The sequence below is a fragment of the Streptomyces sp. NPDC006610 genome, assembly GCF_040611575.1.
GTDB lineage: Bacteria > Actinomycetota > Actinomycetes > Streptomycetales > Streptomycetaceae > Streptomyces.
The window spans coordinates 174722-189790 of record NZ_JBEXOP010000002.1 but is presented as its reverse complement, the minus strand read 5'-3'; the positions used below and the strand labels follow the sequence as shown (position 1 = coordinate 189790).

Annotated in this window: 12 protein-coding genes; 4 read left to right on the top strand and 8 right to left on the bottom strand. The window is 74.2% G+C overall.

The window, feature by feature from the left end; translation table 11 throughout:
- Positions 1-553 precede the first annotated feature (553 nt).
- A complete protein-coding gene (locus ABZY13_RS02595) occupies positions 554-1756 on the top strand; it encodes an amino acid deaminase/aldolase (protein ID WP_356627019.1) in 1203 nt (400 codons plus the stop codon).
- Positions 1757-1783: 27 nt separating this feature from the next.
- On the opposite strand, the gene ABZY13_RS02590 is transcribed toward ABZY13_RS02595, so the two are convergent.
- The 4 genes from ABZY13_RS02590 to ABZY13_RS02575 are packed head-to-tail and all read right to left on the bottom strand — an operon-like array spanning position 1784 to position 6302.
- The gene (locus ABZY13_RS02590; RefSeq protein WP_356627132.1) at positions 1784-2686 is read right to left on the bottom strand and encodes a DUF2510 domain-containing protein; all 903 of its coding nucleotides are present in this window, start codon (positions 2684-2686) and stop codon (positions 1784-1786) included.
- Positions 2687-2713: 27 nt separating this feature from the next.
- Positions 2714-3541, bottom strand: a complete 828-nt coding sequence (locus tag ABZY13_RS02585) for a 3-oxoacyl-ACP reductase (RefSeq protein ID WP_356627018.1) — start codon at positions 3539-3541, stop codon at positions 2714-2716.
- Positions 3538-4929, bottom strand: a complete 1392-nt coding sequence (locus ABZY13_RS02580) for an aldehyde dehydrogenase family protein (protein ID WP_356627017.1) — start codon at positions 4927-4929, stop codon at positions 3538-3540. The genes ABZY13_RS02585 and ABZY13_RS02580 overlap by 4 nt, the downstream gene beginning before the upstream one ends.
- 8 nt (positions 4930-4937) lie before the next feature.
- Positions 4938-6302: a glutamine synthetase family protein gene (locus ABZY13_RS02575; RefSeq protein ID WP_356627016.1), complete on the bottom strand. Its 1365-nt coding sequence runs from the start codon at positions 6300-6302 to the stop codon at positions 4938-4940.
- A gap of 86 nt (positions 6303-6388) precedes the next feature.
- Here ABZY13_RS02575 and ABZY13_RS02570 point away from each other — a divergent pair, with 86 nt between their 5' ends.
- Both ABZY13_RS02570 and ABZY13_RS02565 read left to right on the top strand, forming a co-directional pair.
- Positions 6389-7120, top strand: coding sequence for an FCD domain-containing protein (locus tag ABZY13_RS02570; RefSeq protein WP_356627015.1), 732 nt, complete (start codon positions 6389-6391; stop codon positions 7118-7120).
- Positions 7121-7170: 50 nt separating this feature from the next.
- Positions 7171-7860 carry a gamma-glutamyl-gamma-aminobutyrate hydrolase family protein gene (locus ABZY13_RS02565; RefSeq protein ID WP_356627014.1) on the top strand — a complete coding sequence of 230 codons (690 nt, stop codon included), beginning with the start codon at positions 7171-7173 and terminating at the stop codon, positions 7858-7860.
- Between the two features lie 296 nt (positions 7861-8156).
- Here the strand turns inward: ABZY13_RS02565 and ABZY13_RS02560 are convergent, their stop codons facing one another.
- The 4 genes from ABZY13_RS02560 to ABZY13_RS02545 all read right to left on the bottom strand — a co-directional run bounded on the left by ABZY13_RS02560 (position 8157) and on the right by ABZY13_RS02545 (position 13937).
- A complete protein-coding gene (locus ABZY13_RS02560; protein WP_356627013.1) occupies positions 8157-9098 on the bottom strand; it encodes a LysR family transcriptional regulator in 942 nt (313 codons plus the stop codon).
- Positions 9099-9129: 31 nt separating this feature from the next.
- The gene (locus ABZY13_RS02555) at positions 9130-9696 is read right to left on the bottom strand and encodes an XRE family transcriptional regulator (RefSeq protein WP_356627012.1); all 567 of its coding nucleotides are present in this window, start codon (positions 9694-9696) and stop codon (positions 9130-9132) included.
- A 517-nt stretch (positions 9697-10213) separates the two neighbouring features.
- Positions 10214-12829: an ABC transporter permease/substrate binding protein gene (locus tag ABZY13_RS02550; protein WP_356627011.1), complete on the bottom strand. Its 2616-nt coding sequence runs from the start codon at positions 12827-12829 to the stop codon at positions 10214-10216.
- Entirely contained in the window at positions 12822-13937 is a 1116-nt protein-coding gene (locus ABZY13_RS02545) for a glycine betaine/L-proline ABC transporter ATP-binding protein (RefSeq protein WP_356627010.1), read from the bottom strand. The genes ABZY13_RS02550 and ABZY13_RS02545 overlap by 8 nt, the downstream gene beginning before the upstream one ends.
- Before the next feature lie 186 nt (positions 13938-14123).
- Here ABZY13_RS02545 and ABZY13_RS02540 point away from each other — a divergent pair, with 186 nt between their 5' ends.
- Positions 14124-15056, top strand: a complete 933-nt coding sequence (locus ABZY13_RS02540; protein WP_356627009.1) for a 5'-3' exonuclease — start codon at positions 14124-14126, stop codon at positions 15054-15056.
- The last annotated feature ends 13 nt before the right edge of the window (positions 15057-15069 follow it).

The window sequence follows — 15069 nt, the reverse complement described above, 5'->3', positions numbered from 1 at the left end:
CGGGAAAGCGGACGCCGGTCGTGGGGCCGCGGTCGCCGCTGCCTTCGTGCGCCGACGGCCCGGCGGCGGACGGCCGGGGGACGGACGGGCCGGGGCTCTGCGACCGCGCCGACGGGCGCTCGGCCGACGCGCCCGGTCCGGTGCGCGGGCTCGGAGCGGACGGGCCGGATGCCGGGCCGGTCCGGGACGCCGACGCCTCCCCCGAGCGGTGGGAAGCGGGTGCCGGCGGCTCGCGTCGCGGGCGGTGCGGGCCCGCGTCCGGCGCGGTCCCCGGCTTCGGGGCCGACGCCGGACCCGTCTCGCCAGGCGGGTGCGGCGCGGAGGGTGGCGGGGTCGTGGGGGGCGGGGGTACGGGGGTGTGGCGTGCGTCCGTGCTCATGCACCCCCCGTTTCCTCGTGCCGGGCCGCATCGTCGTGCCCGGGGCCGCTCCTCCGTGCGTGCGCGTCACTTTACGGGTTGTCCCCCGGCCCACGGGAACCAGTCCGCGAGGCCGGGGCATCTGCCCGGAACATCCCTCTACCCTGCGGTAATCCGGTCTGGCAGGCTTCGTTCATGACTGCGCGCGCCGCCGACCGGGCCCGTTACGACCGGGCCACCGCCCATCTCGACGCCCCCGTCGCGATCGTCGACCTGGACGCCTTCGACGCCAACGCGGACGACCTCGTGCGCCGGGCCGGGGGCAAGCCGGTGCGGGTGGCCAGCAAGTCCGTGCGCTGCCGCGCCCTGCTCGAACGCGTCCTCGCCCGGGACGGGTTCGCGGGCGTCATGTCGTTCACCCTGGCCGAGTCCCTGTGGCTGGCCCGCTCCGGCTTCGACGACGTCCTGCTCGCCTATCCCTCCGCCGACCGCGCCGCCTACGCCGAGCTGACCGCCGACCCGAAGCTCGCCGCCGCCGTCACGGTGATGATCGACGACCCCGCCCAGCTGCGGCTGATCGACGCGGCCCGCGACGGGGGACGCGAAGTCGTGCGGGTGTGCCTGGAGTTGGACACCTCCCTGCGGCTGCTGGGCGGCCGGGTCAGGATCGGGGCGCGGCGCTCGCCGCTGCACTCCCCCGCCGAGGTCGCGGAGTTGGCGCGCGCGGTGGCCCGGCGGCCGGGGTTCGAGGTCGTGGGGCTGATGGCGTACGAGGGTCATGTGGCCGGCGTCGGCGACGCGGTGGCGGGGCGGCCGTTGAGGTCGCGGGCGGTGCGGCTGATGCAGGCCGCGGCACGCAGGGAGCTGGCGGAGCGGCGTGCCGCGGTGGTGCGGGCCGTGCGGGCGGTCGCGCCGGGGCTGGAGTTCGTCAACGGCGGCGGCACGGGCAGCGTGCAGTACACGGCGGCGGAGGACGCGGTCACCGAGGTCGCCGCCGGGTCGGGGCTGTACGTGCCGCGGCTGTTCGACCACTACACGTCGTTCACCGGCCGCCCGGCCGCCCTGTTCGCCCAGCCGGTCGTGCGCCGGCCCGGTGTCGGCGTGGTGACCGTCCTCGGCGGCGGCTACCCGGCGTCCGGCGCGGCCGGGCAGGACCGCCTCCCGGTGCCGTACCTGCCCGAGGGGCTGCGGTACGACCCCCAGGAGGGCGCCGGCGAGGTGCAGACGCCGCTGCTCGGGGCCGCGGCGGACGACCTGCTGATCGGCGACAAGGTGTGGTTCCGGCACGCCAAGGCCGGTGAGCTGTGCGAGCGGTTCGACACGCTGCACCTCGTGCGGGGCGACCGGGTGGCGCAGAGCGTGCCGACGTACCGGGGCGAGGGGCGCACGTACCTGTGACGGCGCTGCACGGCCCCCTGCGGCGGCTCAGTCCGACGACGGGCCGATGCTGCTGCCCACGCCGCCGCCCGTGCCCGTGCCGTCGACCGAGCGGATCCCGTCGGTGATGCGGTCCATGTCCGCGAGCGGCGGCCCGTCCTCCCCCGCGTCGAAGACGTACCGCACGATCACCGGCGCCTCGGTGCCGACGCTGGACTGGAAGGCGAGGGACTGGACGTAGCCGCCGGGGCCGAGGGCCGTCTCGACGCGCCAGCGGACGTAGTAGCCGGCGCGGCCCGCCACCGCGACGGGACCGGAGGCGACGAGCCGGTGGGACTCGATGCCGCCGAAGGGGCGCCCGCCGACGAGGTCGTGGTCGTAGGCGTCGTCGGCCGCGTCCTCGATGTCGCCCTTGGCGAGGGCCTCGGGGGACGTCTCGTCGTTGTCGGTGACGGTGCGGGAGATGACCAGGCCGTGGCGGCAGACGCCGGGGTCGCCCGGGCAGTCGTAGGTGCCGTCCGTGGTCATCAGGACGTCGTCGACGGCGATGTTCTCCGGGCGTTCCCAGCCGTCGAGCAACGGCACGGTGAACCCGTTGAGTTCGTCCACGACGACGGTCGGGTCCTCCTCCTGCGGCGGGTCGGAGGGGGTGGCCGTCGGGGCGGGCCGTTCCTCGGCCGGGGTGGGGGGCGCGGTGGTGGCCGCCGCCGCGCCGCCCTCGTCGCCGCCGTCCTGCCCCAGCAGGAACGCGCCCGCGCCGATCGCGGCGACCAGCACCGCGCCGGCGACGGTGAGGGCGACGGCCTTGGAGCGGGCGGGGCCGGCGGGCCGGGCGGGCGCGGGCGGCGCCGGCTCGGGCGGGCGCCGGTGCTCGGTCCAGGCCGTGCCGTCCCACCAGCGCTCGACGTGCGGTGCGTGGGGGTCGCGGTACCAGCCGGGCGGGGTCGTCATGCTCATCCCCGCCACTCTAGGGCCGCCCTACAGCGGCGTGACGTACGCCCCCGCGATGCCGCCGTCGACCAGGAAGTCGGTGGCGTTGACGAAGGAGGAGTCGTCGCTGGCCAGGAAGGCCACGGCGGCGGCGATCTCGTCGGCCTCGGCGAACCGGCCGACCGGGACGTGCACGAGCCGGCGGGCGGCGCGCTCCGGGTCCTTGGCGAACAGCTCCCGGAGCAGGGGGGTGTTGACCGGGCCGGGGCACAGCGCGTTGACGCGGATGCCCTCGCGGGCGAACTGCACGCCCAACTCGCGGGACATGGCGAGCACGCCGCCCTTGGAGGCCGTGTACGAGATCTGCGAGGTGGCCGCGCCCATCCGGGCCACGAAGGACGCGGTGTTGATGATCGAGCCCCTGCCCTGCCGCCGCATGTAGGGAATGGCGGCCTTGCAGCACAGGTACACCGACGTGAGGTTGACCTCCTGGACGCGCTTCCACGCCTCCAGGCCGGTCTCCAGGATGGAGTCGTCGTCGGGCGGGGAGATCCCGGCGTTGTTGAAGGCGACGTCGACGCTGCCGTAGGTGTCGTACGCCGCCTTGAACAGCGCCTCGACCTGGTCCGGGTCGGTGACGTCGACCTTCACGAACAGCCCGCCGACCTCCTCGGCGACCGCCTTGCCGCGCGTCTCGTCGACGTCGCCGCAGACGACGCGGGCGCCCTCGGAGGCGAGCCGGCGGGCGGTGGCGAGTCCGATGCCGCTGCCGGCTCCGGTGACGACGGCGGTACGGCCGACCAGGCGGCGGCAGACGGTCTCGGGCGAGGTGTTCCCGCCGGGCGGGACGTTCTCGTCGGCAGATGCGGCGGTCACTGTGCGGGGCCCTCCGTGCTCTGGGTGCTGATGAAGACGTTCTTGGTCTCGGTGAAGGCGGTCAGCGCGTCGGGGCCCAGTTCGCGGCCCACGCCGGACTGCTTGAAACCGCCGAAGGGGGTCCAGTAGCGCACGCTGGAGTGGGAGTTTACGGACAGGTTGCCGGCCCGTACGGCGCCCGAGACGCGCAGGGCGCGGCCGAGGTCGCGGGTCCAGATGGAGCCGGACAGCCCGTAGGGGGTGTCGTTGGCGAGGCGGACGGCGTCGTGTTCGTCGCGGAAGGGCAGCAGGACGGCGACCGGGCCGAAGATCTCTTCGCGGGCCGCGTCGGAGTCGGGCCGCTGGCCGGTGAGCACGGTCGGCGGGAACCAGAAGCCGGGCCCGCTCGGGGCGCTGCCGCGCAGGGCGGGCGCGTCGTCGGGCACGAAGGAGCGCACCCGCTCCACCTGACGGCGTGAGATCAGCGGCCCCATCTGCGTCTTCTCGTCGGCCGGGTCGCCGACGACCACGGCCGCCAGCTGTCGGGCGAGCAGGTCGGCGACCTCGTCGTACACGCTCTCCTGGACGAGGATGCGGGTGCGGGCGCAGCAGTCCTGGCCGGCGTTGTCGAGGAAGGAGAAGGGGTCGACGGCGGCCTGCAGGTCGGCGTCTGCGAAGACGACGTTGGGGCTCTTGCCGCCGAGTTCGAGGGTGACGGGCTTGATGTGCCGGGCGCAGCGCTCCATGACCTCGCGGCCGGTGCGGGTGGACCCGGTGAACACGATCTTGGCGACGCCGGGGTGGTCGACCAGGGCGCGGCCGGTGATGCGGCCGTGGCCGGGCAGCACCTGGAAGAGGTGTTCGGGCAGGCCCGCCGCCAGGCCGAGTTCGGCCAGGCGCAGGGCGGTGAGCGGGGTGGTCTCTGCGGGTTTGAGGAGGACGGCGTTGCCCGCGGCGAGGGCGGGGAAGGAGCCCCAGGCGGCGATGGGCATGGGGAAGTTCCAGGGGGCGATGACGCCGACGACGCCGAGGGGTTCGTGGAAGGTGACGTCCCAGCCGCCGGGCACGGGGATCTGCCGCCCGGTGAGGCGTTCGACACCGCCGGCCGCGTAGAGCAGCAGGTCGCGGGCGTTGCCGGCCTCCCAGCGGGCGTCGCCGAGGAGGTGGCCGGCCTCGCGGACCTCCAGCAGCGCCAGTTCCTCGGCGTGCGCGTCGACGGTGTCGGCGAAGCGGCGCAGCAGCCGGGCCCGGTCGGCGGGTGCGGCGGCGGCCCAGGCGGCCTGGGCGGCGCCCGCGCGGGCGACGGCGCGGTCCACGTCGGCCGCGTCGGCGACGGGGACGGTGGCGACGACCTCCTCGGTCGCCGGGTTGAGCACCGTCAGCTCGTGCGGGTTCGGCTCGTCGGACACGGGGGGCCTCACAGGCGTTCGAAGGAGCGGCGCAGTTCCCAGTCGGTCACCGCCGCGTCGAAGGCCTCGATCTCGACGCGGGCCATGTTGCGGTAGTGGGCGACGACCTCGTCCCCGAAGGCCGCGGCGGCGATGGGGCTGTTCTCCCACAGCTCGGCGGCTTCGCGGAGCGTGGTGGGGACGTGTGCGTAGCCGGCGGTGTAGGCGTTGCCGGGGCACGGCTCGGGCAGCTCCAGCCTGTGTTCGACGCCGTGCAGTCCGGCGGCGACCATCGCGGCGACCGCGAGGTACGGGTTGACGTCGCCGCCGGGCAGCCGGTTCTCGAAGCGCAGGGAGCGGCCGTGGCCGACGACGCGCAGGGCGCAGGTGCGGTTGTCGTGGCCCCAGGCGACGGCGGTCGGGGCGAACGAGCCGGGCTGGAAGCGTTTGTACGAGTTGATGTTGGGCGCGTACAGCAGGGAGAAGTCGCGCAGTGCGGCGAGCTGCCCGGCGAGGAAGTGCCGCATCACCTCGGACATGCCGCCCTCGCCGTCGCCCGGCATGGCGGAGGCGCCGGCCGGGTCGGCGAGGGAGAGGTGGATGTGGCAGGAGTTGCCCTCGCGTTCGTTGAACTTGGCCATGAAGGTGAGCGAGACGCCTTCCTGTGCGGCGATCTCCTTCGCGCCGGTCTTGTAGACGGCGTGCTGGTCGCAGGTGACCATGGCCTCGTCGTAGCGGAAGGCGATCTCGTGCTGGCCGGGGTTGCACTCGCCCTTGGCGGACTCGACGGTCAGTCCGGCGCCCGCCATCTCGTTGCGGATGCGGCGCAGCAGGGGTTCGATGCGGCCGGTGCCGAGGACGGAGTAGTCGATGTTGTACTGGTTGGCCGGGGTCAGGCCGCGGTAGCCGGTGTTCCAGGCCTGCTCGTAGCTGTCCTTGAAGACGATGAACTCCAGCTCGGTGCCGACCTGCGCGGTGTGTCCGAGGGCGGCGAGGCGGTCGAGCTGGCGACGCAGGATCTGGCGGGGCGCGGGCGCGACCGGCGTGCCGTCGGCCCAGGCGAGGTCGGCGATGACCAGGGCGGTGCCCTCGTTCCACGGCACGCGGCGCAGGGTGCGCAGATCCGGGTGCATGGCGAAGTCGCCGTAGCCGCGGTCCCAGGAGGACATCGCGTAGCCGTCGACGGTGTTCATCTCGGTGTCGACGGCGAGGAGGTAGTTGCAGCCCTCCGTGCCGTATTCGAGGACCTCGTCCAGGAAGAAGCGGGCGGCGAACCGCTTGCCCTGGAGCCGGCCCTGCATGTCGGGGAAGGCCAGGACGACGGTGTCGATCTCGCCGCCGGCGACGAGGGCGTGCAGTTCCTCGACCCCGAGCGGGGCGGTGCGGTCGGGCACGGGAGAGCCTCCTCGGGGCTGCTTCGTTCCACCGTCGGCCATAAGGTATTGCCGGGAACCATTGCTTGGGAAGGGGGCACGGCCGCATGCGCGACGAACCCGCCGGCGGGGACCGGCTGACCGCCGTACTGCGGCCGGTGCGGGCGGGCAACGGCTTCGAGGAGGCGCTGGAGCAGATCCTCCAGGTGGTGCGGCTCGGACTGGTCCCGGAGGGCGGTCGGCTGCCGGCGGAGCGCGAGCTGGCGGAGCGGCTCGGGATCAGCCGGGTGACGCTGCGGGAGGTGCTGAAGGTGCTGCACGAGCAGGGGCTGGTGGAGTCCCGGCGCGGGCGGTACGGCGGGACGTTCGTGCTGCCGCGTCCGGCGGACCGGGCGGACGGGGACGAGCTGCGCCGCCGGGTGGCGGGCACCGACGTGGAGGACGTGCTGCGCTTCCGGGAGGTGCTGGAGGTGGGCGCGGCGGGCCTGTGCGCGGCGCACGGCCTGACGCAGGGGCAGGCGCGGCGGCTGCGCGAGGCCCTGGAGCGCACGCACGACGCGCCGCTCGCCGAGTACCGCCGCCTGGACACGCTGCTCCACCTCACCCTGGCGGACCTGTGCGGCTCCCCCACCCTGGCGGCGCAGTACGCGGCGGTCCGGGCGACCCTGAACGACCTGCTGGACTGCATCCCGCTGCTGGTGCGCAACCTGGAGCATTCCCAGCGCCAGCACACGGCCCTGGTCGGGGCGGTGCTGGAGGGCGACGCGGACGGGGCGCGGGAGATGATGCGGGAGCACTGCGCGGGCACGGCGGCGCTGCTGCGCGGGTTCCTCGCCTGACGCCGCGCCGCAAAGGTGTGCATGACGACCATTACCGGGGAGGGGTCGGGATGAACGGGCGGCCGTTGATCGGCGTCAGCACGTATCTGGCGACGGGGACGCGCTGGGGCGCGTGGGACCTGGAGGCGGCGCTGCTGCCCGCGGGCTACCCGCGCCTGATCCAGCGGGCGGGCGGCCTGGCGGCGATGCTCCCGCCGGACGCCCCCGAGCACGCGGCGGCGGCGGTCGCCCGGGTGGACGGCCTGGTGATCGCGGGCGGCCCGGACGTGGACCCGTCCCGCTACGGCGCGGACCGCGACCCCCGCACCGGCCCGCCCGCCCCCGCCCGGGACGCCTGGGAACTGGCCCTCATCGACGCGGCCCTGGCCGCCGGCGTGCCGCTGCTCGGCATCTGCCGGGGCATGCAGCTGCTGAACGTCGCCCGGGGCGGCACGCTGGTCCAGCACTTGGACGGCCACGCGGAGCTGGTCGGCGTCTTCGGCCACCACCCCGTCGAGCCGGTCCCTGGCACGCTGTACGCCTCCGTCGTCCCGGAGAAGACCGACGTGCCCACGTACCACCACCAGTCCGTGGCCGGCCTCGGCGCCGGCCTGGTCCCCTCGGCCCACGCCGTGGACGGCACGGTGGAGGCGATCGAGCTGCCCTCGGCGGGGGGCTGGGTCCTGGGCGTGCAGTGGCATCCGGAGATGGGCGAGGACCTGCGGGTGATGCGGGCGCTGGTCGCGGCGGCCACCGCCTGATCCGCCGGCGCAGCCGTCGAGCGCGGCGTCGCCCTGGGCACGCTGGAACGGGCGCAGGGCGGGGATGCCGGGCGGCGGGGGCGGCAGGCTGTGGCGCGGGAAGAGGTCCCGAGCGACGTGGGGCGGTGGGGCCGGCGCCGGCGGTCCGCATGTCCCGCCGACGCCGGCCGGTTGCCGGGCGGGGGTCACGGAGCGGCCGACGGGCGTCAGGACGCCTCGGGCCGGGCCCGTGGGCGCGAGAGCCGGGCAGCCTCCGCACGCCCCGCAGGCCTCGGCCGGCCGCCGGGCCGGAACGCTCAGCGGCGGGTCAGCGCCAGCAGGTCGCGGGCCGGGCCCGTGGGGCGGTGGCCGGTGGGCCAGACCGCCTTGAGGGAGCGGCGCAGCGGGACGCCGGCCAGGGGGATGCGGACCAGGCGGCCCGTGGCCAGTTCCTCGCCGACCGCCAGTTCGCTCAGGACGGCGGGGCCCGCGCCCTGGATCGCGGAGGCCTTCACCGCGGTGGTGGAGGACAGTTCGATCAAGGGGCGGGCGAGGCCGCCGAGGGCCGCGTCCAGGACCTGCCGGGTGCCCGAGCCCTCCTCGCGCAGGATCAGCGGGGTCGCCGCCAGCTCCTGCGCGGGCAGCGGACGGCGCCGGCGTGCCCAGGGGTGGCCCGGCGCGGTCACCACGACCAGGTGGTCGTGGGCGACGACCGCCGAGTCCAGGCCGGGCGGCACGGTGAGCCCTTCCACGAACCCCAGGTCCGCCTCGTCGGCGAGCAGCCTCTGCGCCACCGCGGCGGAGTTGCCCGCGAGCAGCGACACCGCGGTGTCCGGCCGTTGCCGGCGCAGGGCGAGCAGCCAGCCGGGCAGCAGGTACTCGGCGATGGTCATGCTCGCCGCCACCCGCAGCCGGGAGTCCCGGCGGTCCCGCAGCGCCTGCGCCCCGGCGTCGAAGGCCTCCGCGGCCTCCACCACCCGCCGCGCCCAGTCCGTGACCAGCGCCCCGGCGTCCGTGAGCCGGGAGCCGCGCGGTGAGCGGTCGACCAGGGCCACGCCGAGCTGGCGTTCCATGGAGCGGATCCGGCTGCTCGCCGCCGGCTGGGTGACGCCGACCTCCCGCGCCGCCGCCCCGAGGCTGCCGAGGCGCGCCACCGCCAGCAGCAGCTCCAGCGCGCCGAGATCCGGCACCCGGTGCGCGAGGGAGCCCGCGGGCCCCTCGTCCGCGCTCCCGTTGTCCCGTTCCTCCGTCCGGCTCATCGGCCCAGCTTATGTGCAGCCGCGGAGGCTGCTACCGAGCCCGGTCCTGGAGCGCCTCGATGTGCTCGGCCACCGCGACGACCAGCACGCGGGTGTCCGGGACGGTGGCCCGCCAGCGGTGCCGCACCCCGCCCGTGAGGTACAGGGTGTCGCCGCGGCCGAGCCGGTACGCGCGGCCCTCCGCCTCGATCTCGACGGCGCCGTCGGCGACGTACATCAGCTGGTCGTTGCGGTGCTGGAACTCGCGCCCGGCCTCGTGGTCGCCGGTGAACTCGGAGGCGTGCATCTGGTGGTGGCCGCGGACCAGGGAGCGGACCTGCGGTTCGGCGGACGGCTCGGCGGACTCGGCGCGCACGACGTCCACGCTGCACGCCGGGTCGGCCGCGGCGAGCAGTTCCACGGCGGTGGTGCGCAGGGCGTCGGCGACCTTCTCCAGGGAGCTGCGGCTGGGCCGCGCCCGGTCGTTCTCCACCTGGCTGAGGAAGGGGACGGACAGTCCGCTGCGCTCCGCCACGACGGCGAGGGTGAGCTCCAGCGCACGGCGTCGCCGCCGGACGGCCGCGCCCACCCGAAGGGGCTGGTCTTTGTGGTCGCCCATCGCTCGGCTCCCTCCTTCGCTCGTCGGCCGGGTCCCGGTGCGCCGCTGTCCGGACGCGCTCCTGCATCGAGGAGTTCTCTGCACCCTACGCATGTTCGGCAAACCGTTTCATGCGCCCGTCACATCGGCGTAAACACCCCGTGGCCCGGACCTGCTGGTTCGCGCCACCGGATCGGCCGCGCGGACGGCGGTACGGGCACTCCCGCGCCCCGTACAACGCGGGTGGCGGGCCGGTTTGTTCTCCGGCCCCGCCGGGGTGCCGCCGCGTCCGCGCACGCCCGCGGCGGCAGGGCGAAACCCCGGCCCGGCCCGGGGAACCTCCGCCCGCGCCCGGGTCCGGGCAGTGCGTAGCTCTGCGTGGTTGGCCGGATCCGCGCGGGGCCGCGCACGCCGAAGGGGCGGGCCTCGCCGGACGCGTCGGTCGTCCGGCGAGGCCCGCCCCTCGGCAGGGCGTCCCGGGCCGGTCAGGGTCGGCCGGGGACGCCGGTTCGGGCGCCGCCCAGCGGGGCGGCGGTCACTACGGGGTCATCCGCCGCGCGACCTCCGGGTGGTCCTCCAGCCAGGCGGCGACGGCTTCCTCCTCGTGCCCCTGGCCACGGTCCTTGATCTCCCGCTCCAGGGTGCCCAGCTCCTCCTCGCTCATACGGAAGTTCCTGATCCACTCGGTGAGCTGCGGATACTGCTCCGGGAACCGCTCGCTGGAGATGGTGTGGATGGTGTTGCCCTCGCCGAAGTGCTTCGCCGGGTCCTTCAGCTTGGTCAGCTCGTACTCGCTGTACGCCCAGTGCGGGGACCACAGGGTGACGGCGATCGGCTTCTTCTCGGCGTAGGCCCGTTTCAGCTCGGCCAGCATCGCCGGGGTGGAGCCGTCGACGACCTCGTACTCGTCCTGGAGGCCGTAGCCGGGCAGCACCTCGTTCTTGAGCAGGTTCATCTCGCCGGTGCCCGGTTCGATGCCGATGATCCGGCCGTCGAACAGGTCGGCCTTGCCCTTGAGGTCCTCCAGGGAGTCGACGCCCTTGACGTAGGAGGGGACGGCGATCTCCAGGGAGGTCGGCGCGTACCAGGAGCCGAGGTCGTTGAGCCGGTCCTTGTACCGGTCCCAGTAGTTCTTCTGGGCGTGCGGCAGCCACGCGTCGAAGTTGAGGTCGAGGTCGCCGGAGGCGAGGCCGGTGTAGACCGGGCCGACGTCCATCTGCTTGAGGTTCAGCCGGTAGCCGCGCCGCTCCAGGACGTTCTTCCAGAGATACGTGACGGCGATGTCCTCGTCCCAGGGGAACCAGGCCACGTCCACCGGCCGCTTCGCCTCGGCCGGGGTGCCGCCGGTGCCGCCGTCGACCGGGGCCAGCTCGTCCACCAGGCCGGGGTTGCGCTCCAGCCAGGCGCGGACGGCCTCCTGCTGCCGCCCCTTGCCCGCCTTGTTGATCTCGGCCTCCAGGCTGGTGAGCTGCTTCTCGGTCATCGAGAAGTCCTTCAGCCACCGGCCGACGACGGGGTTGTCCTCGGCGAAGCCCTTGCGGGAGAGCGTGTGCACCCCGTCGCCCTCGCCCCAGGCGCCCTTCGGGTCCTTCAGCTTCTTCAGGTCGTAGTCGTTGTACGCCCAGTGCGGGGACCACAGGGTGACGACGACGGGCTTCTTGTCGGCGTAGGCCCGCTTGAGCTGGGCCAGCATCGCGGGCGTGGAGCTGTCCACGACGTCGTACTCGCCCTCCAGGCCGTACTCCTCGAGGACCTTGCCCTTGAGCAGGGCCATCTCGCCGGCGCTGGGCTCGATGCCGGTGATCTCGCCGTCGAAGAGGCTCGCCCTGCCCTTGAGGTCCTCCAGGGAGTCGACGCCCTTGACGTAGGAGGGGACGGCCAGCTCCAGGGAGGTCTTGTCGTACCAGGCGCCGAGGTCGTCCAGCCGGTCGCCGTACTTCTTCCAGTACTGCTCGTGCGTGGTGGGCAGCCAGGCGTCCGTCTGGAAGTCGACGTCGCCCTGCGCGAGCGAGGTGTACAGGGGACCGGCCTCGAACTGCCTGGCCTCGACGTCGTAGCCGCGCCGCTCCAGGATCTCCTTCCACAGGAAGGTGGAGGCGACGCCCTCGTCCCAGGGGATGTAGCCGATGCTGACCTTCTCGCCCTTGCCGACGTTCTTGCCGTCGGCCGCGGCGGTGGCGTCCTGTCCGCCGCTGCCGAAGATCCCCATGCCGCCCGCCACGAGCGCGAGCACGACCACGCCGATCACGGCGACGGCCGGGCGGGGCCGGTACGACCAGAAGCTCCTGCCGTGACCGGCCCGCAGCCGGGCGGCGGCACGGCGGCCGACCGGGGACACCTGGGCGCCGAGGGCGCTGGTCATCCGGTCGAGGTAGATCGCGAGGATGACGATCGCCACGCCCGCCTCCGAGCCGAGGCCGACGTTCAGCTGGCCGATGGCCTCGTTGACGTCGCCGCCGAGGCCGCCGGTGCCGACCATGCCGGCGATGGCGGCCATCGACAGGCCGAGCATGATGACCTGGTTCACGCCGGCCATGACGGTGGGCAGGGCGAGCGGCAGCTGGACGCGCAGCAGGGTGCTGCGGGGCGTGGTGCCGAACGCCTCGGCCGCCTCCACCAGTTCCTTGTCGACCTGTCGGATGCCCAGCTCGGTCATCCGGACGCCGGGGGCGAGGGCGAAGATCAGGGTGGCGACGATGCCCGCGGGGGCGCCGGTGCCGAAGAACAGGATGGCCGGGATGAGGTAGATCATCGCGGGCAGCGTCTGCATGAAGTCCAGCACCGGCCGCACCAGCGAGCCGACCCGGTCCGAGCGGGCCGCCCAGATGCCCAGCGGCACCGAGATCACCAGGGCGACCACGGTGGCGACGAGGACCAGCGAGAGGGTCACCATCGCGTTCTCCCACAGGCCCAGGGAGTCGATGAAGGCGAAGCCCGCGAAGGCCAGGACGCCGGCGAGGGCGCCGCGCAGCCAGAACGCGATCACGGCGAAGACGCCGGCGAGCAGCAGCGGCTCGGGGGCCTGGAGGACGGCGTCGATGGCGTCGTAGATGCCGAGGATGACGCTCTGCAGGAAGTCGAACAGCCAGCCCATGTGCAGGGTGAGCCAGTCGACGGCGTCGTTGACCCAGGCGCCGAGTTGGATCCTAGGCACGGGCGGTCACCTTCTCTCCGTCGCCCCCGCGCGGGGCGTCGCAGTCCCGCACGGCCGCCTCCTCGCTCCCCTCGCTCCCCTCGCCCGCCTCGCCGCCGAGCACGCCGACCAGCCGCTGCCGGGGCACGACGCCGACCAGCCCGCGCTCGCCGTCGACGACGGCGACGGGGTGGCTGAGCCGGGCGCTGAGCGCGCACAGGTCGGTGAAAGGGGTCTCAGGCGTCGCGATCTCGCAGCCGCAGTCGGCCTCGTCGCCGCGCACCGCGCGGTCCATGACGGCGCCGGCGGTCAGTACGCGCGAGCGGTCGACGTCCTGGATGAAGGAGGTGACGTAGTCGTCGGCGGGGCGCAGCAGGATGTCCTCCGCGCTGCCGGTCTGCACGATCCGGCCGTCGCGCATGACGGCGATGCGGTCGCCGAGGCGCATGGCCTCGTTGAGGTCGTGGGTGATGAAGACGATCGTCTTCTTCAGCGTCCGCTGGAGCTCCAGCAGCTGGTCCTGCATGTCGCGGCGGATCAGCGGGTCCAGGGCGCTGAAGGACTCGTCCATCAGCAGCAGATCGGCGTCGGTGGCGAGCGCGCGGGCGAGTCCCACGCGCTGCTGCATGCCGCCGGACAGCTCGTCGGGCCAGGAGTCCTCCCACCCGGCCAGACCGCACAGGGCCAGCGCCTCGCCGGCGCGGCGCTCGCGCTCGGCGCGGGGCACGCCCTGCACGGACAGGCCGTAGGCGGCGTTCTCCAGCACACTGCGGTGCGGGAAGAGGGCGAAGTGCTGGAAGACCATGCTGATCTTGTGCGAGCGGACCTCGCGCAGCGCCCGGTCGCCGAGCCCGGTCAGGTCCCGGCCGTCGAAGCGGACCGTGCCGGCGGTCGGCTCCAGCAGCCCGTTGAGCATCCGGAGCAGCGTGGACTTGCCGGAGCCGGACAGGCCCATGACCACGAAGATCTGGCCCGGGTCGACGGTGAAGGAGGCGTCGATCACGGCGGCGGTGGCGCCGTCGGCACGCAGCTCCTCCCGGTCGGCTCCACCGCGCAGCCGTTCGACTGCCTCGTCCGGTCGTCTGCCGAACACCTTGTACAGATGCTCGGCTTCCAGTCTGGAAGACACGCTTACCTCTTGCCTCGGGAACAACGGCGGGCGACGACGGACCGCGACTCGACTGCTGAAGCCGCACGGGCGTCGCCGCACGAGAGCCGCGCCTCCCCCGGTTGCCTCCGGGCAAACACAGGAGTGTCCCAGCTCACAAGGGCGTGACTCGGCGTGACTGTCAGTGCCGTACGGCATGATGCGAACGTGACCGGACGACTGATGCTGCTCGACACCGCCTCGCTCTACTTCCGCGCCTATTTCGGCGTGCCGGACTCCGTGAAGGCCCCGGACGGCACGCCGGTGAACGCCGTGCGCGGGCTGCTGGAGTTCATCGACCGGCTGGTCCGGGACCACCGGCCCGATCACCTCGTGGCCTGCATGGACGCCGACTGGCGGCCCAAGTGGCGGGTGGACCTGATCCCGTCGTACAAGGCGCACCGCGTCGCCGAGGAGCGCGCGGCCGGCCCGGACGAGGAGGAGGTGCCGGACACGCTGTCGCCGCAGGTGCCGGTGATCGAGGCGGTCCTGGACGCGCTCGGCATCGCCCGGGTGGGCGTCGAGGGGTACGAGGCGGACGACGTCATCGGCACGTTCACCGCGCGGGCGACCGGCCCGGTCGACATCGTCACCGGCGACCGCGACCTGTACCAGCTGGTGGACGACGCGCGCGGGGTGCGGGTGCTCTACCCGCTCAAGGGCGTGGGCACGCTCCAGGTGACCGACGAGGCGTGGCTGCGGGAGAAGTATGGCGTCGACGGCAGCGGGTACGCGGATCTCGCCCTGCTGCGCGGCGACCCGAGCGACGGACTGCCGGGAGTGGCGGGCATCGGGGAGAAGACGGCCGCCAAGCTGCTCGCCGAGTTCGGCGACCTGGCGGGCATCCTGGCGGCGGCCGAGGACCCGCGGGCGAAGCTGACGCCGACGCAGCGCAGGCGGCTGACCGAGGCGCGGCCCTATCTCGCGGTGGCGCCCACGGTGGTGCGGGTCGCGGCCGACGTGCCGTTGCCCGAGGTGGACACGGCGGTGCCGGGCACGCCGCGGGATCCGGCGGGCCTGGAGGCGCTGGCGGAGCGGTGGGGACTGGGCGGATCGCTGCAGCGGCTGCTGACGACGCTGGCGGCCCGAGCAGCGGGGTGACGGCTCGCCGCTC